24 protein-coding genes and 1 pseudogene are annotated in these 22,433 nt (G+C 61.2%); 13 read left to right on the plus strand and 12 right to left on the minus strand.

Annotated features, from left to right (window positions below):
• The first annotated feature begins 3 nt into the window (after positions 1 to 3).
• Positions 4 to 231, plus strand: coding sequence for a VF530 family protein (locus HV822_RS11430; RefSeq protein ID WP_238870117.1), 228 nt, complete (start codon positions 4 to 6; stop codon positions 229 to 231).
• Positions 232 to 237: 6 nt separating this feature from the next.
• On the opposite strand, the gene HV822_RS11435 is transcribed toward HV822_RS11430, so the two are convergent.
• The gene (locus tag HV822_RS11435) at positions 238 to 669 is read right to left on the minus strand and encodes a YqaA family protein (protein ID WP_238870119.1); all 432 of its coding nucleotides are present in this window, start codon (positions 667 to 669) and stop codon (positions 238 to 240) included.
• Between the two features lie 212 nt (positions 670 to 881).
• On the opposite strand from HV822_RS11435, the gene HV822_RS11440 reads away from it, so the two are divergent.
• Entirely contained in the window at positions 882 to 2,129 is a 1,248-nt protein-coding gene (locus tag HV822_RS11440) for an MFS transporter (protein ID WP_238870121.1), read from the plus strand.
• Here HV822_RS11440 and HV822_RS11445 read toward each other — a convergent pair.
• The 4 genes from HV822_RS11445 to HV822_RS11460 all read right to left on the minus strand — a co-directional run bounded on the left by HV822_RS11445 (position 2,111) and on the right by HV822_RS11460 (position 5,413).
• A complete protein-coding gene (locus HV822_RS11445; protein ID WP_238870122.1) occupies positions 2,111 to 2,728 on the minus strand; it encodes a glutathione S-transferase family protein in 618 nt (205 codons plus the stop codon). The genes HV822_RS11440 and HV822_RS11445 overlap by 19 nt on opposite strands.
• A gap of 49 nt (positions 2,729 to 2,777) precedes the next feature.
• Complete coding sequence (locus tag HV822_RS11450; protein WP_238870124.1) at positions 2,778 to 3,563, minus strand: sulfite exporter TauE/SafE family protein; 786 nt, start codon at positions 3,561 to 3,563, stop codon at positions 2,778 to 2,780.
• A gap of 84 nt (positions 3,564 to 3,647) precedes the next feature.
• Complete coding sequence (locus tag HV822_RS11455; RefSeq protein WP_238870126.1) at positions 3,648 to 4,454, minus strand: metallophosphoesterase family protein; 807 nt, start codon at positions 4,452 to 4,454, stop codon at positions 3,648 to 3,650.
• Complete coding sequence (locus tag HV822_RS11460; RefSeq protein WP_238870127.1) at positions 4,451 to 5,413, minus strand: diacylglycerol/lipid kinase family protein; 963 nt, start codon at positions 5,411 to 5,413, stop codon at positions 4,451 to 4,453. The genes HV822_RS11455 and HV822_RS11460 overlap by 4 nt, the downstream gene beginning before the upstream one ends.
• Before the next feature lie 146 nt (positions 5,414 to 5,559).
• Between HV822_RS11460 and HV822_RS11465 the strand changes: the two genes are divergently transcribed.
• Positions 5,560 to 6,990: a GGDEF domain-containing protein gene (locus HV822_RS11465; RefSeq protein ID WP_238870129.1), complete on the plus strand. Its 1,431-nt coding sequence runs from the start codon at positions 5,560 to 5,562 to the stop codon at positions 6,988 to 6,990.
• Positions 6,991 to 7,114: 124 nt separating this feature from the next.
• Here HV822_RS11465 and HV822_RS11470 read toward each other — a convergent pair whose 3' ends face one another.
• Positions 7,115 to 7,948 (minus strand): hypothetical protein, encoded by an 834-nt coding sequence (locus tag HV822_RS11470; RefSeq protein WP_238870130.1) that lies wholly within the window; start codon positions 7,946 to 7,948, stop codon positions 7,115 to 7,117.
• A gap of 175 nt (positions 7,949 to 8,123) precedes the next feature.
• Here HV822_RS11470 and HV822_RS11475 point away from each other — a divergent pair, with 175 nt between their 5' ends.
• Complete coding sequence (locus HV822_RS11475) at positions 8,124 to 8,636, plus strand: DUF3087 family protein (RefSeq protein WP_238873594.1); 513 nt, start codon at positions 8,124 to 8,126, stop codon at positions 8,634 to 8,636.
• On the opposite strand, the gene HV822_RS11480 is transcribed toward HV822_RS11475, so the two are convergent.
• The 3 genes from HV822_RS11480 to smpB form a co-directional block, all read right to left on the minus strand.
• Positions 8,633 to 8,950 carry an antibiotic biosynthesis monooxygenase family protein gene (locus HV822_RS11480; RefSeq protein WP_238870131.1) on the minus strand — a complete coding sequence of 106 codons (318 nt, stop codon included), beginning with the start codon at positions 8,948 to 8,950 and terminating at the stop codon, positions 8,633 to 8,635. The genes HV822_RS11475 and HV822_RS11480 overlap by 4 nt on opposite strands.
• A gap of 32 nt (positions 8,951 to 8,982) precedes the next feature.
• On the minus strand, positions 8,983 to 9,285 hold the full coding sequence (locus tag HV822_RS11485) for a DUF2845 domain-containing protein (RefSeq protein WP_238870133.1): 303 nt from the start codon (positions 9,283 to 9,285) through the stop codon (positions 8,983 to 8,985).
• 453 nt (positions 9,286 to 9,738) lie between these two features.
• A complete protein-coding gene (gene smpB / locus HV822_RS11490; protein ID WP_238870134.1) occupies positions 9,739 to 10,221 on the minus strand; it encodes an SsrA-binding protein SmpB in 483 nt (160 codons plus the stop codon).
• Between the two features lie 146 nt (positions 10,222 to 10,367).
• On the opposite strand from smpB, the gene HV822_RS11495 reads away from it, so the two are divergent.
• Genes HV822_RS11495 through HV822_RS11505 form a run of 3 tightly spaced genes read left to right on the plus strand, consistent with a single transcriptional unit; the run spans position 10,368 to position 12,517 of the window.
• Positions 10,368 to 11,771 (plus strand): sodium-dependent transporter, encoded by a 1,404-nt coding sequence (locus HV822_RS11495; RefSeq protein ID WP_238870136.1) that lies wholly within the window; start codon positions 10,368 to 10,370, stop codon positions 11,769 to 11,771.
• A gap of 7 nt (positions 11,772 to 11,778) precedes the next feature.
• Complete coding sequence (locus HV822_RS11500) at positions 11,779 to 12,213, plus strand: type II toxin-antitoxin system RatA family toxin (RefSeq protein WP_238870138.1); 435 nt, start codon at positions 11,779 to 11,781, stop codon at positions 12,211 to 12,213.
• Positions 12,206 to 12,517, plus strand: coding sequence for an RnfH family protein (locus HV822_RS11505; RefSeq protein ID WP_238870140.1), 312 nt, complete (start codon positions 12,206 to 12,208; stop codon positions 12,515 to 12,517). Before HV822_RS11500 ends, HV822_RS11505 begins: the two co-directional genes overlap by 8 nt.
• A 107-nt stretch (positions 12,518 to 12,624) precedes the next feature.
• On the opposite strand, the pseudogene HV822_RS11510 reads toward HV822_RS11505, so the two are convergent.
• Positions 12,625 to 12,966, minus strand: a pseudogene (locus tag HV822_RS11510) (outer membrane protein assembly factor BamE); the annotation flags it as partial.
• A 124-nt stretch (positions 12,967 to 13,090) separates the two neighbouring features.
• Here HV822_RS11510 and fur point away from each other — a divergent pair.
• A complete protein-coding gene (gene fur, locus HV822_RS11515; protein WP_238870142.1) occupies positions 13,091 to 13,498 on the plus strand; it encodes a ferric iron uptake transcriptional regulator in 408 nt (135 codons plus the stop codon).
• A 55-nt stretch (positions 13,499 to 13,553) separates the two neighbouring features.
• Here fur and recN read toward each other — a convergent pair whose 3' ends face one another.
• Complete coding sequence (recN, locus tag HV822_RS11520; protein ID WP_238870144.1) at positions 13,554 to 15,230, minus strand: DNA repair protein RecN; 1,677 nt, start codon at positions 15,228 to 15,230, stop codon at positions 13,554 to 13,556.
• Positions 15,231 to 15,441: 211 nt separating this feature from the next.
• On the opposite strand from recN, the gene grpE reads away from it, so the two are divergent.
• The 4 genes from grpE to dapB all read left to right on the plus strand — a co-directional run bounded on the left by grpE (position 15,442) and on the right by dapB (position 20,103).
• Positions 15,442 to 16,014, plus strand: a complete 573-nt coding sequence (grpE, locus tag HV822_RS11525; protein ID WP_238870146.1) for a nucleotide exchange factor GrpE — start codon at positions 15,442 to 15,444, stop codon at positions 16,012 to 16,014.
• An 88-nt stretch (positions 16,015 to 16,102) separates the two neighbouring features.
• The gene (gene dnaK, locus HV822_RS11530; RefSeq protein WP_238870148.1) at positions 16,103 to 18,025 is read left to right on the plus strand and encodes a molecular chaperone DnaK; all 1,923 of its coding nucleotides are present in this window, start codon (positions 16,103 to 16,105) and stop codon (positions 18,023 to 18,025) included.
• A 123-nt stretch (positions 18,026 to 18,148) separates the two neighbouring features.
• Positions 18,149 to 19,282 carry a molecular chaperone DnaJ gene (dnaJ, locus tag HV822_RS11535; RefSeq protein ID WP_238870150.1) on the plus strand — a complete coding sequence of 378 codons (1,134 nt, stop codon included), beginning with the start codon at positions 18,149 to 18,151 and terminating at the stop codon, positions 19,280 to 19,282.
• A 14-nt stretch (positions 19,283 to 19,296) separates the two neighbouring features.
• Complete coding sequence (gene dapB / locus HV822_RS11540; protein ID WP_238870152.1) at positions 19,297 to 20,103, plus strand: 4-hydroxy-tetrahydrodipicolinate reductase; 807 nt, start codon at positions 19,297 to 19,299, stop codon at positions 20,101 to 20,103.
• Between the two features lie 65 nt (positions 20,104 to 20,168).
• On the opposite strand, the gene HV822_RS11545 is transcribed toward dapB, so the two are convergent.
• Entirely contained in the window at positions 20,169 to 20,945 is a 777-nt protein-coding gene (locus HV822_RS11545; protein WP_238870154.1) for a hypothetical protein, read from the minus strand.
• Between the two features lie 351 nt (positions 20,946 to 21,296).
• Between HV822_RS11545 and carA the strand changes: the two genes are divergently transcribed.
• A complete protein-coding gene (gene carA / locus HV822_RS11550; protein ID WP_238870156.1) occupies positions 21,297 to 22,433 on the plus strand; it encodes a glutamine-hydrolyzing carbamoyl-phosphate synthase small subunit in 1,137 nt (378 codons plus the stop codon).

Genomic DNA, 22,433 nt, shown 5'->3' on the forward strand with positions numbered 1-22,433 from the left:
AGCATGTCATCAAACCCGTCACCGCGCTCCGCAGACCCCTTGCACGGCGTGACCTTGAAGGCGCTGCTGGAATGGCTGGTCGCGCGCTATGGCTGGGAGGAGTTGGGGCGTCAGGTGCCGATCAATTGCTTTTTGCACGAGCCAAGCATGAATTCCAGTCTCAAGTTTTTGCGGCGAACGCCCTGGGCCAGGGAGAAGGTGGAAGCGCTTTATATCGCCAGCCGGCGGTAGCAGGAGCTAGCCCAGCGTTGCAGCGGTCAACAGCAGGTAACGCCCGCCTTTGGCCACGGCGACAATCAGGGTGAAGCGCCACAGCGGCTCGCGCATCACGCCGGCAACAATGGTCAGTGGGTCGCCGATAAAAGGCGCCCAGCTCAGCAGCAGTGACCAATAGCCCCAGCGGTGGTAGGCCGCCTGGGTGCGGGCCAGGCGCTCGGGCGTCAGCGGAAACCAGCGGCGTTGTTGAAAGTGGGTAATGTAGCGGCCCAGCCACCAGTTGAGCATGGCGCCCAGCAGGTTGCCCGCGGAGGCAACCAGCAGCACCGGCAGCGGGTCGTAGTGGCCGCTCAGCAGCATGGCCACCAGGGCGAACTCCGACTGCAGCGGCAGTACGGTGGCGGCGCCCAGGGCGATCAGAAACAGGCCAATATAACTACTCAGCTCCCACATGGGGTCTCCGGCGAAACTCGGCGGGCCAGCATACCAGCCTGATGCCGTTTGACGCTCGGCGGCTAGCAGATATTGCTGAGCAGCGCGGCGCTGGCGACAAATTATTCCTAATTACCAAAAATATCGAATCATCCCTTCACGATGGCCGGCAAAGCAGGAATAATGGCGCGCTTTGCAACCTGCCGTAACGGCAACAGGTCCCAGGAGTACGCATGTCCGAGCTGTCCACCGACCTATCCGATGCCGCTGTTCAAACCTCCGCTCAAACCCCTGCCCGCAGCCTGTCCTGGTTGATCTTGCTGGCGCTGGCGGTAGGCGGTTTTGGTATCGGCACCGGTGAATTTGTCATCATGGGACTGATGCCCACCATTGCCGCAGATCTGGCGGTCACGGAACCTCAGGTAGGGCATGTGATCAGCAGTTACGCGCTGGGCGTGGTGGTTGGGGCTCCCATTCTGGCGATCTTTGGTGCCCGCCTGTATCGGCGTCACCTGCTGTTGCTGTTGATGGGGTTTTTCGCGCTGGGCAATCTGGCCAGTGCGCTGGCGCCCGATTACCACAGCCTGCTGCTGGCGCGCTTTGTTGCCGGCTTGCCGCATGGCGCCTACTTCGGGGTGGCGGCGTTGGTGGCGGCCTCGCTGGTGGCGCCCAACAAGCGCGCCGCTGCCGTCAGTCTGGTGATGCTGGGGCTGACCCTGGCGATTCTCTTGGGTAACCCGCTGGCTACCTTGCTTGGTCAGCAGTTTGACTGGCGTTACGCCTTTGTCGCGGTGGCGGTCATTGCGCTGCTGACGGTGTTGTTGATTGCCTTGCTCCTGCCGCTGGAGCGGGGCGTGGCGCGCAGTAATCCGTTGGCGGAGTTGCAAGCCTTTCGGCGCATCCAGGTGTGGTACGCGCTGGGTATCGGGGCGATTGGCTTTGCTGGCATGTTCTGCGTGTTCAGCTATCTGGCGGTGACCCTGCTGGAAGTGACCGGCGTAGCACCGCTGGTGGTGCCGCTGGCGGTGGCAACCTTTGGCGCGGGCACCCTGGTGGGTAATCTGGCCGGTGGCTGGCTGTTTGAGCGGCTGCAGTTTGGCGCGGTGGGTGTGGTATTGCTGTGGAGCATTGGCGTGCTGCTGCTGTTCCCCTTTGCCGTGCACACGCTGTGGAGTGCGCTGCTGGCGGCCTTTTTGGTTGGCACCATGGTGGCATTGTCGCCGCCGCTGCAGACCCGCCTGATGGATGTCGCAGCCGATGCCCAGACGCTGGCAGCCGCGTCACACCACGCGGCGTTCAACGTCGCCAACGCACTGGGCCCGTGGCTCGGCGGACTGGCGATCAGCGCTGGGCTGGGCTGGACGGTGACCGGCTATGTGGGCGCCGGCACCGCGCTGATCGGTCTGTTGCTGTTTGTGTTGGCCTGGCGCCGTGAGCAGCGCCATCCCGAGGAGCTGCACTCTCAGGACGCAGCGGCCTGATCATTCAGCGCGCGCGCACGCTCAGCGGCCGGCCTGGCATTGGCGGCGGCAACAAACTCGGCAAAGCCCGGTCGCGCTTCGATGCTGCCCTGCATCAGTCCCCAGCCAAGCTGCGCAGCGAGGTAGAGGTCGGCGGCGGTGAAGTGATCGCCGCATAGCCACGGCCCGCCCAGCAGCGCCTGCTCCAGGGTGTCCAGACAGTCGTTCAGCGAGCCGAAGCCGAGCATGCGCTCTTGCCCCGGTTCGGCGCGCCAACCCAGAGTGTTGGCGGTCACCGCCTGTTCCAGCGGGCCGGCGCTAAAGAACAACCAGCGCAGATAGGCCGCCCGGCGCGGATCATCAACCGGTGGCGCCAGTTGGGCGCGCGGGAAGCGATCTGCCAGGTAGGCGCAGATGGCCGCGCACTCGGTGATCAGCAGGTCACCGTGCACCAGTGCCGGCACCTTGCCCATCGGGTTGATGGCACGGTAGTGGGGGCTTTTCATCTCTTCGCCGTAGTCGATCCACACGGTCTCGTACGGGGTATGCAGTTCTTCAAGCATCCAGTGCACCAGCCGGCCACGGGATTGCGGGTTGCTGTAGAGCGTCAGTCCATGCATGGGTGTCTCTCCTTGTGTGCTGCATCCAAGGATAGACGCAGTTTGCCGATCAGGTCATCAATACCTTGCCCAGGCCAACGGCGCTGGTAACCAGCAGGGTGACGCCCAGTACCCGGAAGAAGTGCCCACTATCGTCGTGCAGCATGCGATTGTGAAAGCGCAAGCCGATCAGGTGGCCGACGGTGACACAGGGCAGCAGCCACAGGTGGTGGATCAGCTGCAGGTCCACACCGGCCCAGACGAAGGCGGCCATCTTGATAGAGACCAGTACGAACCAGAGTACGAACAGGGTATCGCGCAGTTTCTCGCGGGCAATATGTTGCGCGGCGACGGCGATGATTAGCGGTGCACCAATCAGTGAGGTACCGCTGATATAGCCGCCCAGCATCAGGAACAACGTATCCAGCCAGCGGCTGTTGCTGCGAAAGGGGCGGTTGAAGATGTACGACAACGCATAGCCGGAGACGATGACAAAGATGATCAGGCTCATGATCTGCGGTGGCAGGGTCAGCAGCCCAAACACGCCGATCAGCTTGGGAATCATCATCACCGCCAGCATGTGTCCCAGATAACGCCAGTCGACGGTGCCGCCGGCGGTGTCTGGCTGGGCGCTGTCCGTGCTGCGTCGGCGGTTGTTGAGAAACACCGTCAGGAAGGAGAACAGCAGCAGATGGGCGGCAATCAGCGGCAGGAAGACCAGCGGGTCATCGTGCACCAGCAGCAGAAAGGGTAATGACAGCACCGCGCCGCCAAAGCCCAGGCCCGAGCGGACAAAGCCGCTCCACACAAAGATCAGACCGATCAACGCATATTGCACGAAACTCAGTTCGGTCATGGGTACCTGCCAGTGGAAAACGGCTGGCCAGTATACGCGGCTGGCTGCCTGGCTGGCGTTGCTCGTGGGGAGATGCTCTGTTGCCTAGCCGCTGCGATCCAGTGCCAGGTCGGTGTGGCTGTAGAGCCGAAAGCTGCGGCTGGTGTCGACGTAGTCCCAGCGGGCGATGGCGCAGGTGTGAAAGGGGCCGTCGGTGCTGTGCTCGATCAGGTTGACCGAGTTGGGTACCTCGCCGCGCACTCGCGACGACAGCGCGGTGCCAGCCTGGGCAGTCCAGGCTCGGCGAGTGCTGTGCTGACCGTTGAGCGGGCGGACATAGGGCAGGTGAATGTGCCCGGCCAGCAATAGGTCCAGGCCAGCATCCACCCAGCGAGGCACCACCTGATCGCCGCCGATCAGCAGGTTGCTGCGGTCCGAGCTTTCGACGGCGCGCACCGGGTGGTGCTGCATCACAATACGCAGCTGGCTAGCACTGGCCCGCTGCAGGTGGTGCTCCACTCGCTGGATCTGCGCGCTGGTCAGCTCGCCATTCTTGTGACGGTCCGGGCGCGAGGAGTTGACTCCAACGACCAGCAGGCAATCGGTTTCCAGCAAGGGCTCCAGGTCAGCGGCAAAGTTGTCCTGATAATGGCCATAGGGCCGCAGCAGGCGTTTGAAGGGGTTGAACAGCGGCATGTCGTGGTTGCCAGGTACTGCCAGTATGGGGATTCCCAGTTGCGTCATGAAGCGTCGAGCCTGGCGAAACTGCTGGGGGCGAGCGCGTTGGGTGATGTCGCCGCTGAGCAACGCCAGGGACGGGCGCTGCTCGCGCACCAACTGTAGCAGGGCGTTCATTACGTCCGCTTGTTCGGTGCCAAAGTGCGGGTCAGACAGGTGCAGGATACGAGTCATGCGCGCTCCCGCTGGCTGTCGTCACGGGGCACCAGTAGCGGCAGTGGCTGATCGGCAACCTGAAACAGCAAGGGGGACTGCATCCAGCAGATTTCGCCGTCCATTGCTACTTTCACCCGGCGCCGGCGGTGACCCAGGCGCACGCGCATGCGCCTGAAGCCAAAGCTGCTGACCTGATCGGCGTCGCCCATGCGGCTCAGCAGGCCGCGCAACACCATGCCGTAGAGCGCCAGGGTGCCGAGCGGACGGGCGGTGATGGCAACCAGTTTGCCGTGCTCCAGGCGTGCCTGCTCGTCAATGCCGATATGCTCCAGCTGCAGCGCGTTGTTGTCGACCACGATGGTTTGGGTGCGCAGGTGGCGCAGTTGCTCGCGGGTTTCCAGCTGCACGCTGAATTGACGGTGCGCGCGGGTCAGCGTGACCAGTGCGGACCAGAGCGCCACCCAGCGGCTGCGACCGTAGCGCTGCTTGTAGGTCTCGCGGTCTTCCAGCAGGTCTGGATATAAACCGAGGCTGGCGTTGACCAGAAACACGCGGCCGTTGAGCAGACCCACCTGCACGGGCTCGATCACCGCATCGAGCAGGCAGCGGGTTGCGGTTTCTGTGTCCTGGGAGATGCCGTACGTGCGGCCAAAATAGTTGAACGTGCCCTGCGGCAGGATGCCAAAGGGCACGCCCGAGCCCAGTACTACATTGGCGACAGCGTTGAGGGTGCCGTCGCCGCCGGCAGCAATCACGGCGCCCTGCTCACTGCGGGCACGCTCAAGTGCTTGGCGTGCGGTGCTGTCCAGGTCTTTGCCACCACGCACGCTGAACATCTCGAAACGGCGGCCGGCCGTCGTCAGTACCTGGCCGATGGTGTCTTCTACCTCATTGCCCCGGTGGCTGCCGGAGCCGGTGTTGAGCACAATGAACAGCGGCGCGTCCGCTGCCAATGGCGTCCCTGCGGTGATGCTCATGTGTTCCTCGCTGCCCAATAGGGGGCGGTTTAGGGCGCTGGTTTCCGATTTAGTCTGAGGTTTGCGGGCAAGGTTCCCGGCAACGGGCCGGGGGGTGCGTTATGCTTGCCGCTGTGTTGGCCGTAGTTTTAAGGAACGTAATAGCTATGACGAGCCTTTCAGCCCTCTTCTCGCTGCCGCAGCATCGCCTCGAGCGCCGCCATATGGCGCTGGGACTGCTGCTGATGTTTGCGCTGGTTTTCGGTGCCTCCCTGTTTGGTGTAATGACCCGGCCAGAGGGGTTTCTGGCAACGCTTTGGCCAGCCAACGCACTGCTGCTGGGGTTGATGCTGCGGCTGCCTTGGCTGTTCTCTGCGCTCGGTTGGGTGGGGGCGCTGGTTGCCTACCTGCTGCCGGATCTGATACTGGGTACTGCACCGGAGCGCTCGGCGGCGCTGGTTCTGGCCAACCTGGCCTTTGTGGCTGTGGGCGCTGCGATATTTCGTCGCTTCAACCCCGGTGAGGCGCGGCTGGATACCCCGGCGGTGGTGTTGTACATCCTGCTCGCCTGCGTCGGTGGAGCGCTGGCCGCGACCCTGTTCGGCAGTCTTCTGGTGCGCGCCGCTGCGCCTGAAATGTTCAGCGCCGGCATGCTGCATATGGCCGGCTTCTGGTTCAGCTCCGAGCTGGTCAACGGCATTCTTTTTCTACCGCTGATGCTGGTACGGTTCGAGCGTCGAAGCGGGCTAACCAATGCGCGCCATCTCGCCCCGCGCAGCCTGCCGCTGGTTTTGTTGGCTGCCTCGTTGCTGCTTGCCGTGCAGCTCGACGGGCCTGGCCGCATGGGGTTGCCGGTGCCTGCATTGCTGTGGTGTGCATTGAGCTACTCGGTCACTACCACCGCGATACTGTCCTCCTTAACCAGTTTGCTGATGATGTCGCTGATCAGCGGCACCCTGACGGGGGAGACGGAGTCGCACGCCTACCTGGACGCGCTGTTCTCCACTCGTCTGGGCATCGCGTTGATTGCGCTGGGGCCGCTGACCGTTGGTTGTGTGAATACGGCGCGCAACGACCTGCTGCAGCGCTATCAGTATCTGGCCAGCCATGACCACCTGACGGGAGTGCTGGATCGCGGCGGGTTTGTCGGGCGGGCGCAACCGCTGCTCAACCTGGCCTGTGAACGCCAGAACTCGGTCGCCCTGATGGTGCTGGATATCGACCACTTCAAATCGGTCAACGACACTCACGGCCACGGCGCTGGTGATCTGGTGTTGCAGGAGTTTGCGAGGGTGGTTGAACAATCGTTGCGCAAGCAGGACATCTTCGGACGCAGTGGCGGCGAGGAGTTTTCCGTGATGGTAGAGGGCGTCAGTCTGCAGGTCGCCCAGGCGATGGCTGAACGCATACGGCGCAGCGTGCTGGAGTACTCGGTGACCTTGGCTGATAGTGGCACGGTGCAGGTGACTGTGAGTATCGGCCTGGTGTGGTATGCAGCGCCGGTCAGTAATGAGCTTGACCAGTTACTGCGACAGGCCGATGCAGCGCTTTACGCTGCCAAGACCGAGGGGCGCAACCGGGTGGTGCTGGCCAGGTGAAGGTTGCGGTTGGTGAGCGGCTGCATTGGCGCTGCCAGCAGACAGCCGCCGGCAGCAGCGGTCACCAGGGAGCAGCTTGGCGCGCGCACTCGCACAGGGCGCGCCGGCTTGTCGGCGCAAGCCCTTAGAAGGTGTAGGTGCCGGGTGTCGGGTCCAGCGCGGGCGGCGGTGCTGGTGTGATGGCCGGCGTGGGCGCGGGGGTGGGTGCTGGTGGTGCTACCGGTTCAGGTTCATTGGTCGCCAGGTGCTCCGCCAGCGTAGCTGTCCACAAACGTTCGAATTCACCTACGAACGTATGGAAGCTGGCCGCTTCAGCCCGTTGGCGAGCGGAGTCGATGGCGGCCTGGCTGTTCCACACGGTGGCTCGCTGTGACTCGCGCTCGGTCGCCTCGGCAGCGCCGTAGATGAAACCGGTGCGCACATCGACCAGCAGGGCTGAGGTGGTAGCGCTGACAAAGGCCTGCTTGTTCGGCAGAAAACCGAGCGTCACGGCCGACAACGGACCCAGTGTGGTACTTTCCACGTTGAAGCTGGTGTCCAGTGTGTATACCAGCAGCAGGTCGGCCTTCAGGCGTGCGGCGCCCAGGCGCAGGTCGCGCAGGGTATTGAGTTCAAGGGGCAGAATAAGCCGGGTCATGGACGCCACGGCGCTCAGCTGCTCCTGACTTGCCAGTCGCTCGAGGTCTTCGTTGCTTTCTATATCGCGGGTGGTGACCACGCTGAATTGCCCGCGGCCATAGCTGTCGGCGGTCAGCGAGCGGTAACCGGACGATTGTACGCGGACCACAGCCAGGCGGGCTGGGAACTCGGCTGCAGGCTCCAGCGACATCAGCTCACTGATATCGCCGTCGCCCAGGGCAGACATGTTTACCCCGGCTGCAGGTGTGGTATAGGTCGCGCAGCCTTGCAGGGTCGCCAGACCCAGGGCAAGCAGGAAGGCGAAATGACGTCGATTCATCGGCGCAGCGTTTCCTTGAAGATGGGAGGTGGGCGGAGAGGCTGTGCAGCGACAGCAGGCCCGATAGACGTCAATGGTAACGCGTTGGCGCCCAGGCAACAATCGACCGCTCTGCTTTCCAAGCGCGTACACTGTCGGTCCTTGAACAATTGACAGGTAGCTTGTCGTGACCGAGCTGTTCCGCATTGAACACCGTAACCCCGAACACTTTCGCCAGCAGACCCGCCGCAGCAGCCTGATCCTGGTCCTGGTGTTTGCGGCCCTTGGCATGGGGCTGTCGACGCTGCTGGTACAGGTTTTTGGCAGTCCCGAGGGGAGCAACTTTCGCTGGAACCTGGCCGGCGTGCTGCTGGGGCTGGGAATAACCCTTGCGTTGGTGCGCTGGGTGTTTTCCGGTCAGCAGTGGATGGAATCGGCTGTCTACGGCTGGCGCCTGAAGCGGGCGCTGATGCGTATCACCAACCAATTGCACACCCTACGGGCGCGGGTTGAGGCTGGTGATGAGCAGGCTTTGTTGGCAATGCGCTTTTACCACCTTGGTCTGCAGGAAATGCACCGGCTGGACGGCAACACCGCCGAGCTGCTGGACACCGTGGCCGAACGTGAGGCGTTGCGTGCGCAGTTGCTGCAGCGCGGCCTGTCCGACGAGCAGCCGGTGTTGTACAGCGACTGGCTGGAGGCGCGCTAGCGCAGGCCGGGAGGCAAAACCACCCACTCTGGCTCGTCAAACTCACCCACCAGGCGTATCTGGCAAAAGCGCGCCGCGCCACGAATGATCTCCGCCACCTCTGGGTTGGGCTGGCTCTCCATGGCATCGCGCTGGGCCTTGCTGTCCCAATGGGCGATGGCGATCAGCTTGTCCGGCGATTGCAGGCTGCGGTGCAGTTCGGTGCCGCGGGCGCCGGGTGCGCGTTGAATCAGCTCGCTGGCGCGAACCCAGGCCTCGGCATAGTCCTCGGCCCGGTGGCCGGGTTTGATGGTCACTTCAAAGATGTACTTCATTCAACCGTCCTCCCACGTTGCGCGCTGTAGAGTCAGCGTCGGCTGCTGTCGATGTGGACCAGTCGGCCGTCGATAAAACGCAGCTCGCGGACCATGCCGTTGCTCGGGCCGTACGCCCAGTGCTCAACGGTGACACTGCCCTCGGCTGGATAACCGTCGGGGTCGATGTGACGCGGGGTAAGCCGGCGGCTGTCAGGCTCGCCGCATTGCTCAAGCACTTCGGCCTGCAGGGCGCCGGTAGCGATGATGCCGCCGGCGCAGCGCATGGTGGCGGCCTGTGAGGCAGTGGCAGTGACGAGAGTGACGAGCATAACCATCAGGTTTTTGACTGACATAGGGTGCCTGCTGCGTTGAGTCTGTCCGTGTTTATCATGCCTGCGTTGCTCGGTCAGGTCGAACGGCGAGCGCAGAGCAGCCCTCCGTCCAGGACCCATCAAAGCAAGAAGGTACTGGGCAGAAAGCGCCTTGTGGCGGTTTGTGCCGAAAGAGCGAACGCGCTGGCGCTCTGATCTAACACGATTTTCTGGGTGAGGGTGCTGAGGTCGGAGAAGGTGAAAAGTCAGCCGATACCAGAGAGCTGATATGGGCCTTTCTAGGCTCCCCAGCTTGGGCCCAAATGCACGGGGTTGCGGGTTGCCCGGACTGCTGAGAGCGAACAAAAAAATACCCTGACGTGTCAGGGTATAGGGCGTTACATGCTTTAAACCATAAACAGGTGGGTGGAGCGTCCCCCCTGTCATAAGCTGTGACTGGGTGTTCTGCGGTTGGTTCCGCGAGTGTGAAAAAAATTATCGATTATTTTCGCGTACCACACGCTGCTTCTCGCGATCCCAGTCGCGTTCTTTCAGGCTCTGGCGCTTGTCGAAGTCTTTCTTGCCGCGCACCAGGGCAATTTCGCATTTGACCAGGTGGCCTTTCCAGTACAGTGCCAGCGGCACGCAGGCAAAGCCCTTGGCCTGAACGCCGCCGATCAACTTGTCCAGCTCGCGGGCGTGCAACAGCAGTTTGCGGGTGCGAGTCGGGTCGGCAATCACATGGGTGCTGGCAGTCTTCAGCGGGGTGATATGGGCGCCGAGCAGAAAGGCCTCGTCATTTTTGAGCATGATGTAGCTGTCGACCAGTTGCACTTTGCCTTCGCGCAGGCTTTTCACTTCCCAGCCGGTCAGGGCGATGCCTGCTTCAAAGCGTTGCTCGATGAAATAGTCGTGTTTGGCCTTTTTGTTCAGGGCAATGGTGCCGCTGTTGGCCGCTGGTTTCTTTGGTTTGCTCATGGGCGGCGATTATACCTGTATTTGCAGGTTTATAGCGTGGAGTTTTCGTGCAGTAGGCCTACCCTTCATTAACAAGCCGACTCTTGTGGGCGTTGGTCAAAATCTGGACAATGCCTTCCTTTTTTCAGGGCTAACCGGGAACGCTCATGAGCAACGACGCTGTCTCCATTCACGGGATCTGGGCAAGTCGCTGGGTCTTCATTCTCGCCGCTACCGGCTCTGCCGTAGGCCTCGGCAATATCTGGAAGTTCCCTTATATGACCGGCGTCTATGGCGGCGGTGCCTTTGTGCTGGTGTACCTGATCTGTATCGCGCTCATAGGGTTGCCGGTGATGCTGGCAGAGACGCTGCTGGGGCGGCGGGGCCGGCAGAGCCCGGTGAATACCCTGAGCACGCTGGCGCGCTGTTCGGCGGCGTCCTCGCGTTGGTCCTGGGCGGCGATCATGGGGATGACCGGGGCGTTGCTCATTCTGTCGTTCTACAGTGTGGTAGCGGGCTGGGCGCTGGACTACATTCTGGGCATGCTGCGTGGCGAGTTCAACGGCATAGATGGTGCCGGCGCTGGCGAGCGGTTCGGCGGGCTGACCGGCGACCCAGTGCGGCTGACCATTTGGCACTCGCTATTTATGCTGCTGACCGCGTGGGTGATTGCCCGCGGCGTGGTCGCTGGCCTGGAGCGCACGCTGCGCATCCTTATGCCGTTGCTGTTTGTGCTGCTGCTGGCGCTGTTGGGCTACAGCATGACCACCGGTCACTTTATGGAAGGCGTGCGCTTTCTGTTCGATTTTGATCTGGCCAAGGTGCCAGATGGCATTCTTGCTGCCATGGGCCATGCCTTTTTTACGCTGAGCGTCGGGGTGGGGTCGATCATGGTGTTCGGCGCCTATATGCCGCGCAAAGCGTCGATTGGCTCGACCGTGCTGACAGTCGGCCTGCTGGATACGGTGGTGGCGCTGACGGCAGGTATGGCGCTGTTTCCGGTAGTTTTCGCCGCCGGGCTGCAGCCAAACGAGGGGCCGGGTCTGATGTTTGTGACGCTGCCGATTGCCTTTGGCAATATCGCCGGGGGCAACGTGTTCGGTGTGGTGTTCTTCCTGCTGGTGACTGTTGCCGCCTGGAGTTCTGCGATCTCGATGCTGGAGCCTGCGGTGGCGTTTTTTGTCGAGCGCACCGGTCGCAGTCGTGGTCAGGTAACCTCCGTTATTGCACTGTTGTGCTGGGTAGTTGGTCTGGGGACGGTGCTGTCGTTCAACCTGCTGGCAGATGCACGTTTCTTCGTGACCGATGCTGATGGCTGGCACCTGTTCCGCTGGACCAGCGAGGGCGGTATGACCTTCTTTGAGTCTATCGATTACCTCACCAGTCGCATCATGCTGCCACTGGGTGGACTGCTGTTTGTGTTGTTCGCCGGCTGGGTGCTGGACCGTGATGTGTTCCGCGATGAGCTGGCGCTGCGGCATCAGCGCCTGTTCTCGCTGGTCTATTCGCTGTTACGCTATGTTGCCCCCGCAGGCATTTTGATCATTCTTGTAACCGAATTGACCAAGTGATAACCGTATGACGCATATTCAGCGCTCGGCTCTGCTGCCTTACCCGGCGAGTCATCTGTATGAGCTGGTAAACCGGGTAGAGCATTACCCCGAGTTTTTGCCCTGGTGTTCCGGGGCCGTCATTCTCAGTGAGTCCGAGCATGAGATGTGCGCACGGCTGGAAATTGCCAAGGCCGGGGTTAGCCAGTCTTTCACCACGCGCAACGAACTGGTGCCGGGCGAACGAATCGCGTTGCAGCTGGTGGATGGGCCCTTCAGCGACTTTCGCGGTGTCTGGGAATTCAAGGCGCTCAGTGACTCGGCCTGCAAGATTACCCTTGATCTGCACTTCGAGTACGCTGGTGCCCTGATCAAGGCAACCCTTGGGCCACTGTTCAATCAGGCTGCCAATGCCATGGTGGATGCCTTCTGTCAGCGTGCCAAGGAGACCTGGCGTGGCTGACAAGAGTGTGGTGGTGGAGGTGGCCTATGCGCTGCCGCACAAGCAGAAGATTCTGTCGCTGACGGTGCCTGCTGGTACGTCCATGCGCGCTGCGGTGCGCCAGTCTGGTATTGAGCAGCACTTCCCCGAGCTGGATCCGAACAGCTGTCCGCTGGGCATCTTTGGCAAGGCTGTGCCCAAGCCTGATGAGCGTGTGCTGGAGGCGGGGGAGCGCGTAGAGATCTATCGCCCGCTGATTGCTGACCCAAAAGAGGTGCGCAAGCAGCGCGCTGCAAAGGCCAAGGCGGCCAAAGGCGAAGACTAGCGAGGCGGTTTGAGCGGGCAGCGCCGGTCTCCGGCACTGCCGCAAAGGCTGCGTTACTCGCCGGTGCCCAGCGGTGCGCCTAGATCAACCGGGTAGCTCTCGACGCCGCTACCGCTCATGATCTGTTCGTCGGTGCTTTGGCCGGGCATAAAGTCGCCAGCCAAGCCAACCAGACGGTTGTCTTCAAACGTCAGGCTGATGCGCTCTTGCACCCGATCGTTGTGGCCGGATTCCAAGCTGTAGAGGTAGTCCCAGCGGTTAGGATGAAAGGTATCCTGAATCAGCGGGGTGCCCATGATGTAGCGCACCTGGCGAGTGGTCATGCCGGGGCGCAGCTGATCAACCATTTCCTGGGTGACGACGTTGCCTTGCTGGATATCGATCTTGTATATGCCGGGAATAATGCCGCAGCCGGAGAGCAAGGTAATAGATGCACTGCATAACAGTATGCAAAGGTTTCGATTAAAGCTTTTTCGCGTCACGTGCTAACATCCGCTATCGTGGAATGGCTGAAAAGCCTCGATCATACCCGACTCATACCGCCCTGCGAAGCGCTGAACGAGAATACTACCCATGGTTGAAAATCAAGAACTCCGCAAAGCCGGCCTGAAGGTCACCCTGCCGCGGGTGAAAATCCTGCAGATGCTGGACGGCTCGAATGAGCGCCACATGAGCGCCGAGGACGTTTATAAGGCATTGATGGAGGCGGGCGAAGATGTTGGCCTGGCAACCGTCTATCGCGTATTGACTCAGTTTGAAGCCGCAGGCCTGGTTGTGCGGCACAACTTCGACGGCGGACATGCTGTCTTTGAGCTGGCTGACGGCGGGCATCACGACCACATGGTCTGTGTGGACACGGGCGAGGTGGTTGAATTTTTCGATGCGGAAATCGAGCGTCGTCAGCGCGAGATCGTTAAAGAGCACGGTTTCGAACTGGTCGAGCACAATCTTGTGCTGTACGTCCGCAAGCCGCAGAAGTAGTTGTTGCGGCGAGAAAAAAGCCGGGCTTTGCGCCCGGCTTTTTTGTTTTTCTGGCTCAGTCTGCGGTGGTGCTGAGCAGCTTGCGCGCGTGGGCCAGCGATTCGTCAGTCAGGTCAATGCCACCCAGCATGCGTGCGACTTCCTGAATGCGGGCCTCAGTGTCCAACTGGTCTATGCAGGTACGGGTGCTGCTGCGAGTCTGTTGTTTGCGTACGAACAGGTGCTGATGGCCTTGCGCTGCGACCTGTGGCAGGTGGGTAACCGTCAGCACCTGTCCGCGGGCGCCGAGCTGGCGCAGTAGTTGGCCGACGATCTCGGCGGTTGGCCCGCCGATGCCCACATCCACCTCATCAAATACCAGCGTGGGCACGCGGGATGTTTGCGCCGTTATCACCTGGATGCCGAGGCTGATACGTGACAGTTCGCCGCCGGAGGCGACCTTGGCCAGCGACTTGGCGGGTTGGCCCGGGTTGGCGCTGACCAAAAATTCAACATTCTCCAGGCCGGTGACCGGGTAGCTGTCAGCGTCCAGAGGGGTTAGTTGCAACTCAATGCGTCCGCCCGGCATGCCAAGGCGCTGAATCTCCTGGGTCACTGCCTTGGCCAGTTTGCTGGCGCCTTTGTTGCGCTGGGCCGAGAGCTTTTCGCTGAGCTGGCGATAGTGGGCTTGATAGGCGGTCAGTTCTTCCTGCAGGCGCTCGGCGTCGGCGGCCTGTTGCTGCTGGCCTTCGAGTTCGTCAATCAGTTGCTGCTGCAAAACCGGCAGTTCGGCCGGCTGAATGCGGTGCTTGCGGGCCAGCTCAAAGATCGCGCTCAGGCGCTCTTCTACATATTGCTGGCGCTCCGGGTCGGCCTCGAAGTGATCCAGATAGCGGGTCAGTTCGCCCACGGCCTCTTCAATCTGAATCTGGGCGCTGGCAATCAGGTCGCTGGCTTCGCCCAGTTGGCTGCTGTGATTCTTGAAGCCGTCAAGGCGCTGCAGGCTGGCGGTCAGGGCTTCGAGCACGCTGCCGGCATCGTTCTCGCTGCAGATGTTGATGACCTGTTGGCAGGAGTGCAGGATCTGGTCGGCGCTGGCCAGCTGGCGCTGCTCGTTTTCCAGTTCATCCAGTTCGCCATCCTGCAGGCTGAGGTTGTCCAGTTCGTCCAACTGGTAGGTCAGCAGTTGCTGGCGTGCGCTTTGCTCTTCGCTCTGGCGGCTGGCCTGCAACAGGGCTTTCTCGGTCTGGCGGCAGCGCTGTGCGGCGAGCTGAACTTGGCGCGCCAGTTCGCCGGCGCCGGCGTATTCGTCGAGCAGGCGGCGGTGGGTCTCTGTTTTCAGCAGCGACTGGTGTTCATGCTGGCTGTGAATGTCGATCAGCATTTCGCCCAGGGCGCGCAGATCCTGCTGGGGGCAGGGCGAGCCGTTGATGTAGCCGCGTGAGCGGCCCTCTGCGGTGATGACGCGACGCAGGATGACTTGCTCGTCGTCCTGCGTCAGGTCGCGTTCGTCCAGCCACTGACGGGCCTCCGGGATGTCGCTGATATCGAAGGTGGCAAGAATGTCCGCCTTGTCGCTGCCCGGACGCACGGCACCGCTGTCGGCGCGGTCGCCGAGGGTTAGGGCCAGGGCGTCGAGCATGATCGACTTGCCGGCGCCGGTTTCCCCGGTGATCACGCTCATGCCGCCGCCCAGATCCAGCTCCAGGTTGTCGACGATGGCGTAGTTGTTGACCGCGAGATGGACCAGCATGGCGCGTGCTCCTGTTGATTGTTCTGGTTGTTTATACAGTAGTTTTCCCGGTGTCTACAAGTCCTCTCAATCTGTCTTTTGATCTCCCCTTGAAGGTTGTGGGAATGGCCCCATATAGGTTGCCAGGCAATGCCAGCGACGCTGGCGGATCATCATTGACAGGCTGTGAGCCCAGTGCCGCAGCGCCATAACCCTATGACAGGAGAAAGACATGGCAGAGGAACAGAGACCGGATCTGCAGGATCAGGACGCGGCTACCGAGGCAGCCGTTGAAACGCCTGAGGGCGATCTTGCGGCGCGCGTGGCGAGTCTTGAAGAACAGCTTGCTGCCGCTCAGGATCAGGCTCTGCGGGCCGTCGCCGATGTGCAGAACGCCCGCCGCCGTGCCGAGCAGGACGTAGAAAAGGCGCACAAGTTTGCGCTTGAGCGCTTTGCCAATGACCTGCTGCCGATCGTCGACAGTCTGGAGCGTGGCCTGGAGCTGTCCAGTGCCGACGATGAAGCTATCAAGCCGATGCGCGAAGGTATCGAACTGACCCTGAAGATGTTCGCCGACACCCTGGCCCGCTTCCAGGTGGTGCCGGTCGTGCCCGAGGGTGAGCCCTTCAACCCGGAGCTGCATCAGGCCATGGCGATGGAAGAGAGCGCCGCCGTTGAAGCCAATACCGTGCTCAAGGTGTTCCAGAAGGGTTACACCCTGAGTGGTCGCCTGCTGCGCCCGGCCATGGTTGTGGTGAGCAAGGCTCCGGCCGCCGGCACTCAGTCGATTGACGAGCAGGCTTGAAATTGATTTTGCAGACCCCATCAAGGGTTCATGCACAGATAAACAGCGCCGCTGACTGAACGCGGCAGCCAGATTCGGAGAGAAGCATATGGGCAAGATTATCGGTATCGACCTGGGGACCACCAACTCCTGTGTCGCCATTTTGGAAAACGGTTCCGCCAAGGTTATCGAGAACGCCGAGGGTGCGCGCACCACGCCGTCCATCGTCGCCTACACCAACGACGGCGAAACCCTGGTTGGTCAGTCTGCCAAGCGTCAGGCGGTCACCAACCCGCAGAACACCCTGTACGCGGTCAAGCGTCTGATCGGTCGTCGGTTTGAAGAAGACGTCGTACAGAAAGACATCAAGCTGGTGCCGTACAAGATCGTCAAAGCCGACAATGGTGATGCCTGGGTTCAGGTAAACGACGAGAAGATGGCGCCGCCGCAGGTATCGGCCGAAGTGCTGAAGAAAATGAAGAAGACCGCCGAAGACTACCTCGGCGAGCCGGTCACCGAAGCGGTTATCACCGTGCCGGCCTACTTCAACGACAGCCAGCGTCAGGCCACCAAGGACGCCGGCCGCATCGCCGGTCTGGAAGTCAAGCGCATCATCAACGAGCCGACCGCAGCCGCTCTGGCCTACGGTATGGACAAGGCGCGTGGCGACTCCACCGTGGTCGTCTACGACCTGGGTGGCGGCACCTTCGACGTGTCCGTGATCGAAATTGCCGAAGTAGACGGTGAGCACCAGTTTGAAGTGCTGGCCACCAACGGTGACACCTTCCTGGGTGGTGAAGATTTCGACATGCGTCTGATCGACTACCTGGCAGACGAATTCAAGAAAGAGAACGGCGTTGATCTGCACAACGATCCGCTGGCGCTGCAGCGTCTGAAAGAAGCCGCTGAAAAGGCCAAGATCGAGCTGTCTTCCAGCCAGCAGACTGACGTTAACCTGCCGTACATCACTGCAGATGCGTCCGGTCCGAAGCACCTGAACGTCAAGGTGACTCGCGCCAAGCTGGAGTCGCTGGTTGAAGACCTGATCAAGCGCAGCATCGAGCCTTGCCGCATCGCTATGCAGGATGCTGGTCTGGACGTGTCCGAGATCAACGAAGTGATTCTGGTTGGTGGTCAGACCCGTATGCCGCTGGTGCAGAAGACCGTTGCCGAGTTCTTCAACAAAGAGCCGCGCAAAGACGTCAACCCGGACGAGGCGGTTGCCATTGGTGCTTCCATCCAGGGTGCGGTGCTGGCGGGTGACGTGAAAGACGTACTGCTGCTGGACGTGACCCCGCTGTCGCTGGGTATCGAAACCATGGGCGGCGTGATGACTGCGCTGATCGAGAAGAACACCACTATCCCGACCAAAAAGTCGCAGGTGTTCTCCACTGCTGACGACAACCAGACTGCCGTGACTATTCACGTGCTGCAGGGTGAGCGTAAGCAGGCGTCGCAGAACAAGTCGTTGGGCCGCTTTGACCTGGCCGACATTCCGCCGGCGCAGCGTGGCGTGCCGCAGATCGAAGTCAGCTTTGACATCGACGCCAACGGTATTCTGAACGTGTCTGCCAAAGACAAGGCGACTGGCAAAGAGCAGTCCATCGTGATCAAGGCGTCTTCCGGTCTGTCGGATGACGAAATCGACAAGATGGTGCGTGATGCCGAGGCCAATGCCGAGGAAGATCGCAAGTTCGAAGAGCTGGTGACCGTGCGCAACCAGGCCGATCAGCTGGTCCATGCCACGCGCAAGACGCTGAGCGAGGCGGGCGACAAGGCGACTGACGAAGAGAAGGCTGCCATTGAAACCGCGCTGAGCGATCTGGAAGCAGCGATCAAGACCGGTGAGAAGGAAGAGATCGAAGCCAAGATCAACGCGCTGTCTGAAGCGTCCGGCCCGCTGGTTCAGAAAATGTACGCCGAGCAGGCTCAGGCCGGTCAGGCTGAAGGTGCAGCGGCAGGCGCGGAGTCTGGTAACGACGCCGACGACGTGGTCGATGCCGAGTTCGAAGAGGTCAAGGACAACAAGTAAGTCCTTGATGAACCGGGCCGGGCGGTGCGTTGAACGTGCTGCCTGACCACTCTGCCAGGCAACGCGGGAGCTTCTCCCGCGTTGCCGTTTGTGCCGAGTGTCTCTCTGAGGGAAATCGAACACATGTCCAAGCGTGATTATTATGAAGTGCTGGGGGTCGAGAAGGGCGCCAGCGAGGCCGAGCTGAAAAAGGCCTATCGCCGTCTGGCGATGAAGTACCACCCTGACCGTAACCCGGATGACGAAAAGGCCGAAGAGAAGTTCAAGGAGGCCACCGAGGCCTACGAGATTCTGACTGACGCCAACAAGCGCGCCGCCTATGACCAGTACGGTCACGCCGGTGTGGACCCGAACATGGGTGCTGGTGGTGGTGGTTTCGGGGGCGGTAACTTCTCCGACATCTTCGGCGATGTCTTTGGTGACATCTTTGGTGGTGGCGGCCGGGGCGGCCGTTCCAGCGTGCAGCGCGGCAGTGACCTGCGTTACACCCTGGAGCTGGACCTGGAAGAGGCGGTACGTGGCACCTCGGTGACCATCCGTGTGCCGACTCTGGTTGGCTGTGAAACCTGCGATGGCAGCGGTGCCAAGAAAGGCACTACGCCGGTGACCTGTACCACCTGTGGCGGGCATGGCCAGGTGCGTATGCAGCAGGGCTTTTTCTCGGTGCAGCAGACCTGTCCGCGTTGTCATGGTACCGGCAAGATGATTACCGATCCGTGCAAGGACTGTCACGGCGAAGGTCGCGTAGAGAAGCAGAAGAATCTGTCGGTCAAGGTACCTGCCGGTGTTGATACCGGTGACCGCATTCGTCTGGCCGGTGAGGGTGAGGCGGGTGTCAACGGTGGTCCGGCGGGCGACCTGTATGTTGTCGTCTCGGTGCGCGAGCACAAGATCTTCCAGCGCGATGGCAAAAACCTTTACTGCGAAGTGCCGATCAGCTTTGTTGATGCCGCACTGGGTGGTGAGCTGGAAGTGCCGACGCTGGATGGCCGCGTCAAGCTGAAGATTCCGGAAGGGGCGCAGACTGGCAAGCTGTTCCGTCTGCGTGGCAAGGGCGTGACGCCGGTGCGTGGTGGTTCGCCTGGCGATCTGCTGTGCCGCGTTGTGGTCGAGACGCCGGTCAATCTGACCAAGCGTCAGCGCGAGCTGCTGGAAGAGCTGCGCCAGACCCTTGAGGAAGAGGGCTCCAGTCAGTCGCCGCGCGCCAAGAGCTGGTTTGATGGCGTGAAAAACTTCTTTGAAGACATGAAATTCTGAGTCAGGAGCGCAACATGAGACGTATTGCGGTAATTGGCGCAGCCGGGCGCATGGGCAAGATCCTGATCGAGGCGATTGGCCAGGTTGAAGGTGCTGCCCTGACCGCAGCCATTGAGCGCCCTGATAGTTCTCTGGTTGGTGCCGACGCGGGTGAGCTGGCGGGCGTTGGTCGCCTTGGCGTGGCGATTAGCGGTGATCTGGAGCAGGTGGTTGGCGACTTTGATGTGCTGATCGACTTTACCCATCCGACCACCACGCTGGTCAATCTGCAGGTCTGCCGTGCGGCGGGCAAGTCGATGGTGATTGGTACAACAGGCTTCTCTGAAGCAGAGAAGACGCTGCTGGCCGAGGCGGCCAAGGATATTTCCATTGTTTTTGCGCCCAACTTCAGTGTCGGGGTGAATCTCTGCCTCAAGCTGCTGGATATGGCGGCCCGCGTGATGGGTGATGATGCTGATATCGAGGTGATCGAAGCACACCATCGCCACAAGGTTGATGCGCCCTCCGGCACGGCCTTGCGTATGGGTGAGGTGGTTGCTGATGCGCTGGGCCGTGACCTGTCAAAGGTGGCCGTATATGGCCGTGAGGGGCAAACCGGCGCGCGTGATCCGCAGACCATTGGTTTTGCTACCGTGCGTGCTGGTGATGTGGTGGGCGATCACACGGTGCTCTTTGCGACCGAGGGCGAGCGTGTGGAGATTACCCATAAGGCCTCCAGTCGCATGACCTTTGCCAAGGGCGCGGTGCGCTCTGCTATGTGGCTGACGGATCGTGATCGAGGGCTGTTTGATATGCAGGATGTGCTGGGCCTGAAAGACTGAGGCATTGCTGCATGAAAAAAGGCACCGCAACGATCGTTGCGGTGCCTTTTTTGTGTGCGCAGGTTTTACTGGGTGCCGGCGCTGGCTTCGGTCAGGTTGGCCTTCTCGCGGGCCAGGTCGTCGAGGGCCTGGGTGTTTTTGCTCAGGTAGAACGCTGCAATGGTGGGAACCCAGTCGGCGTGATGGTTGATGAGTCGTGGCTGGATAAAGCTGTACTGCTTGTCCAGTTGGTCGAAGGTTGCCTTGTGCTCGGGCAGTAGCGACTTGAGTTCGCCTGAGCCGGTATTGATGCGGGCATCCAGCTCATCGAAAAGGCCTTCCTTGTTCGGTAAAAAGTAGACGCCGACGGAGCTGAACATGTTGTTTTGATAGAGCAGCAGGATGCGGTTGGTGTCGATGCTTTGGCGATGCAGTGCCTGCAGGTCCGCCGGCGCGTCGACTGTTTCGGCGTTATAGAGCTCTGCTGCGGCGTTTTCCAGCTTGCCGTGGGCCATCATGATGCGGTTGACCGTTGCCAGGCTGTAGTGGGCCTGGTCGTCGGGCATGGCTTCCAGTTCGCGGATCAGCGCTACAAAGTCGTTGTACAGCGGGCGCAGCGTTCTCTGGTCATCCATCTGCCGCAGCAGAGCGTCCATGCGGCGCAGGGCGCTGTTGTAGCTTTCCCGGTTGCCCGGCTCGCGCACGCGCTCGAAGAGGTTGTTGTCGATCAGCAGGTAGGTGCCTGCTTCAAAGCTCTCGCTGCGAAATTCGTGCAGTGCCTGCAGGCGCAGCGGGTCGGCGTGAGTGAGCGAGGCGATGAGCAGCAACGGCAGCACAAGGATGTGTTTCAAGTGCATTTGCATGTTAGGTGTCCCCAGGTCCTGTGTTGTTCTTGTTGTGTTTTCCAGGCGTCTGAAGCGCTCTGGTAACGGTCTTTGCCGTTTGTTCTGGGCTCCTGCCCGGTGGTCAACAACCCGTGTTTTAACACAGACGGCGGGGATAATGAAGATGCGCGGCGGGTGCGGCGACGGCCTGCAGGGCTCGTCTGCGGTGTGGATATTTCGGCCTCAAGCCGTTAAACTATTGCGCTAATCTGTCTATTCAGCGCGTATCTGACAATGCCTATTGCGAGCGGGATGTTGTGTTTACCACTTCATTCCCGCTTTTGTGCAGCCCGCGTTTGGTGAAACGTGTCAGTTCTTTCGGAGGTTTTCTTGTCCAAGCCAGCCATTCTCGCACTCGCCGACGGCAGTATTTTCCGTGGTGAGTCCATCGGCGCCGACGGTTCCAGCGTTGGCGAGGTCGTCTTCAATACGGCCATGACCGGTTACCAGGAGATCCTCACCGATCCTTCCTATGCGCGTCAAATCGTCACTCTTACCTACCCGCACATCGGCAACACCGGCGTTACGCCTGAGGACGTTGAGTCCGATAAGGTGCAGGCTGCCGGTCTGGTGATTCGCGACCTGCCTTTGCTGGCCAGCAACTGGCGCTGCAAGCAGACCCTTGATGATTACCTGCGTGAAAACGGCATTGTTGCCATCGCGGGTATCGATACGCGCCGCCTGACGCGCATTCTTCGCGAGAAAGGCTCCCAGAACGGCTGTCTGCTGGCAGGTGATGACATTTCCGAAGACAAGGCGCTGGAGCTGGCGCGCGGCTTCCCGGGCCTGAAAGGCATGGACCTGGCCAAGGAAGTGTCGGTCAAGCAGAGCTATGAGTGGCGCTCCAGTGTCTGGAACCTGGAAACCGACAGCCACCCTGAGCTGGCCGATGCCGAGCTGCCGCACCACGTTGTCGCTTTCGACTACGGCGTTAAGCACAACATTCTGCGCATGCTGGTCGCACGTGGCTGCCGCCTGACGGTGGTGCCGGCGCAGACGCCTGCTTCCGAGGTGCTGGCCCTGAACCCGGACGGCGTATTCCTGTCCAACGGCCCGGGCGACCCGGAGCCCTGCGACTACGCGATTGCCGCGATCAAGGAGATTCTGGAAACCGATATTCCGGTCTTCGGGATCTGTCTGGGCCACCAACTGCTGGCGCTGGCCTCCGGTGCCAAGACCGTGAAAATGGGTCACGGCCATCATGGTGCCAACCACCCGGTTCAGGATCTGGATACCGGTGTTGTGATGATCACCAGTCAGAACCACGGTTTTGCGGTTGACGAAACCAGTCTGCCGGCCACTCTGCGTCCGACTCACAAGTCGCTGTTCGACGGCACCCTGCAAGGTATCGAACGCACCGACAAGGCGGCCTTCAGCTTCCAGGGTCACCCTGAGGCGAGCCCTGGTCCGCACGACGTGGCACCGCTGTTCGACCGTTTCATCGACGCCATGAAAAAACGCGCCTGA

This window comes from Halopseudomonas maritima (assembly GCF_021545785.1).
GTDB lineage: Bacteria > Pseudomonadota > Gammaproteobacteria > Pseudomonadales > Pseudomonadaceae > Halopseudomonas > Halopseudomonas maritima.

Bases quoted from the DNA above. Each gene is read 5' to 3' on its own strand.
- dnaJ (WP_238870150.1), top strand. From the start codon at position 18,149: ATGTCCAAGCGTGATTATTATGAAGTGCTGGGGGTCGAGAAGGGCGCC.
- HV822_RS11485 (WP_238870133.1), bottom strand. From the start codon at position 9,285: ATGTCAGTCAAAAACCTGATGGTTATGCTCGTCACTCTCGTCACTGCC.
- HV822_RS11495 (WP_238870136.1), top strand. From the start codon at position 10,368: ATGAGCAACGACGCTGTCTCCATTCACGGGATCTGGGCAAGTCGCTGG.
- smpB (WP_238870134.1), bottom strand. From the start codon at position 10,221: ATGAGCAAACCAAAGAAACCAGCGGCCAACAGCGGCACCATTGCCCTG.
- grpE (WP_238870146.1), top strand. From the start codon at position 15,442: ATGGCAGAGGAACAGAGACCGGATCTGCAGGATCAGGACGCGGCTACC.
- recN (WP_238870144.1), bottom strand. From the start codon at position 15,230: ATGCTGGTCCATCTCGCGGTCAACAACTACGCCATCGTCGACAACCTG.
- HV822_RS11435 (WP_238870119.1), bottom strand. From the start codon at position 669: ATGTGGGAGCTGAGTAGTTATATTGGCCTGTTTCTGATCGCCCTGGGC.
- HV822_RS11470 (WP_238870130.1), bottom strand. From the start codon at position 7,948: ATGAATCGACGTCATTTCGCCTTCCTGCTTGCCCTGGGTCTGGCGACC.
- HV822_RS11455 (WP_238870126.1), bottom strand. From the start codon at position 4,454: ATGACTCGTATCCTGCACCTGTCTGACCCGCACTTTGGCACCGAACAA.
- HV822_RS11450 (WP_238870124.1), bottom strand. From the start codon at position 3,563: ATGACCGAACTGAGTTTCGTGCAATATGCGTTGATCGGTCTGATCTTT.
- HV822_RS11430 (WP_238870117.1), top strand. From the start codon at position 4: ATGTCATCAAACCCGTCACCGCGCTCCGCAGACCCCTTGCACGGCGTG.
- dapB (WP_238870152.1), top strand. From the start codon at position 19,297: ATGAGACGTATTGCGGTAATTGGCGCAGCCGGGCGCATGGGCAAGATC.
- HV822_RS11500 (WP_238870138.1), top strand. From the start codon at position 11,779: ATGACGCATATTCAGCGCTCGGCTCTGCTGCCTTACCCGGCGAGTCAT.
- dnaK (WP_238870148.1), top strand. From the start codon at position 16,103: ATGGGCAAGATTATCGGTATCGACCTGGGGACCACCAACTCCTGTGTC.
- HV822_RS11440 (WP_238870121.1), top strand. From the start codon at position 882: ATGTCCGAGCTGTCCACCGACCTATCCGATGCCGCTGTTCAAACCTCC.
- HV822_RS11460 (WP_238870127.1), bottom strand. From the start codon at position 5,413: ATGAGCATCACCGCAGGGACGCCATTGGCAGCGGACGCGCCGCTGTTC.
- HV822_RS11545 (WP_238870154.1), bottom strand. From the start codon at position 20,945: ATGCAAATGCACTTGAAACACATCCTTGTGCTGCCGTTGCTGCTCATC.
- HV822_RS11480 (WP_238870131.1), bottom strand. From the start codon at position 8,950: ATGAAGTACATCTTTGAAGTGACCATCAAACCCGGCCACCGGGCCGAG.
- fur (WP_238870142.1), top strand. From the start codon at position 13,091: ATGGTTGAAAATCAAGAACTCCGCAAAGCCGGCCTGAAGGTCACCCTG.
- HV822_RS11465 (WP_238870129.1), top strand. From the start codon at position 5,560: ATGACGAGCCTTTCAGCCCTCTTCTCGCTGCCGCAGCATCGCCTCGAG.
- HV822_RS11445 (WP_238870122.1), bottom strand. From the start codon at position 2,728: ATGCATGGACTGACGCTCTACAGCAACCCGCAATCCCGTGGCCGGCTG.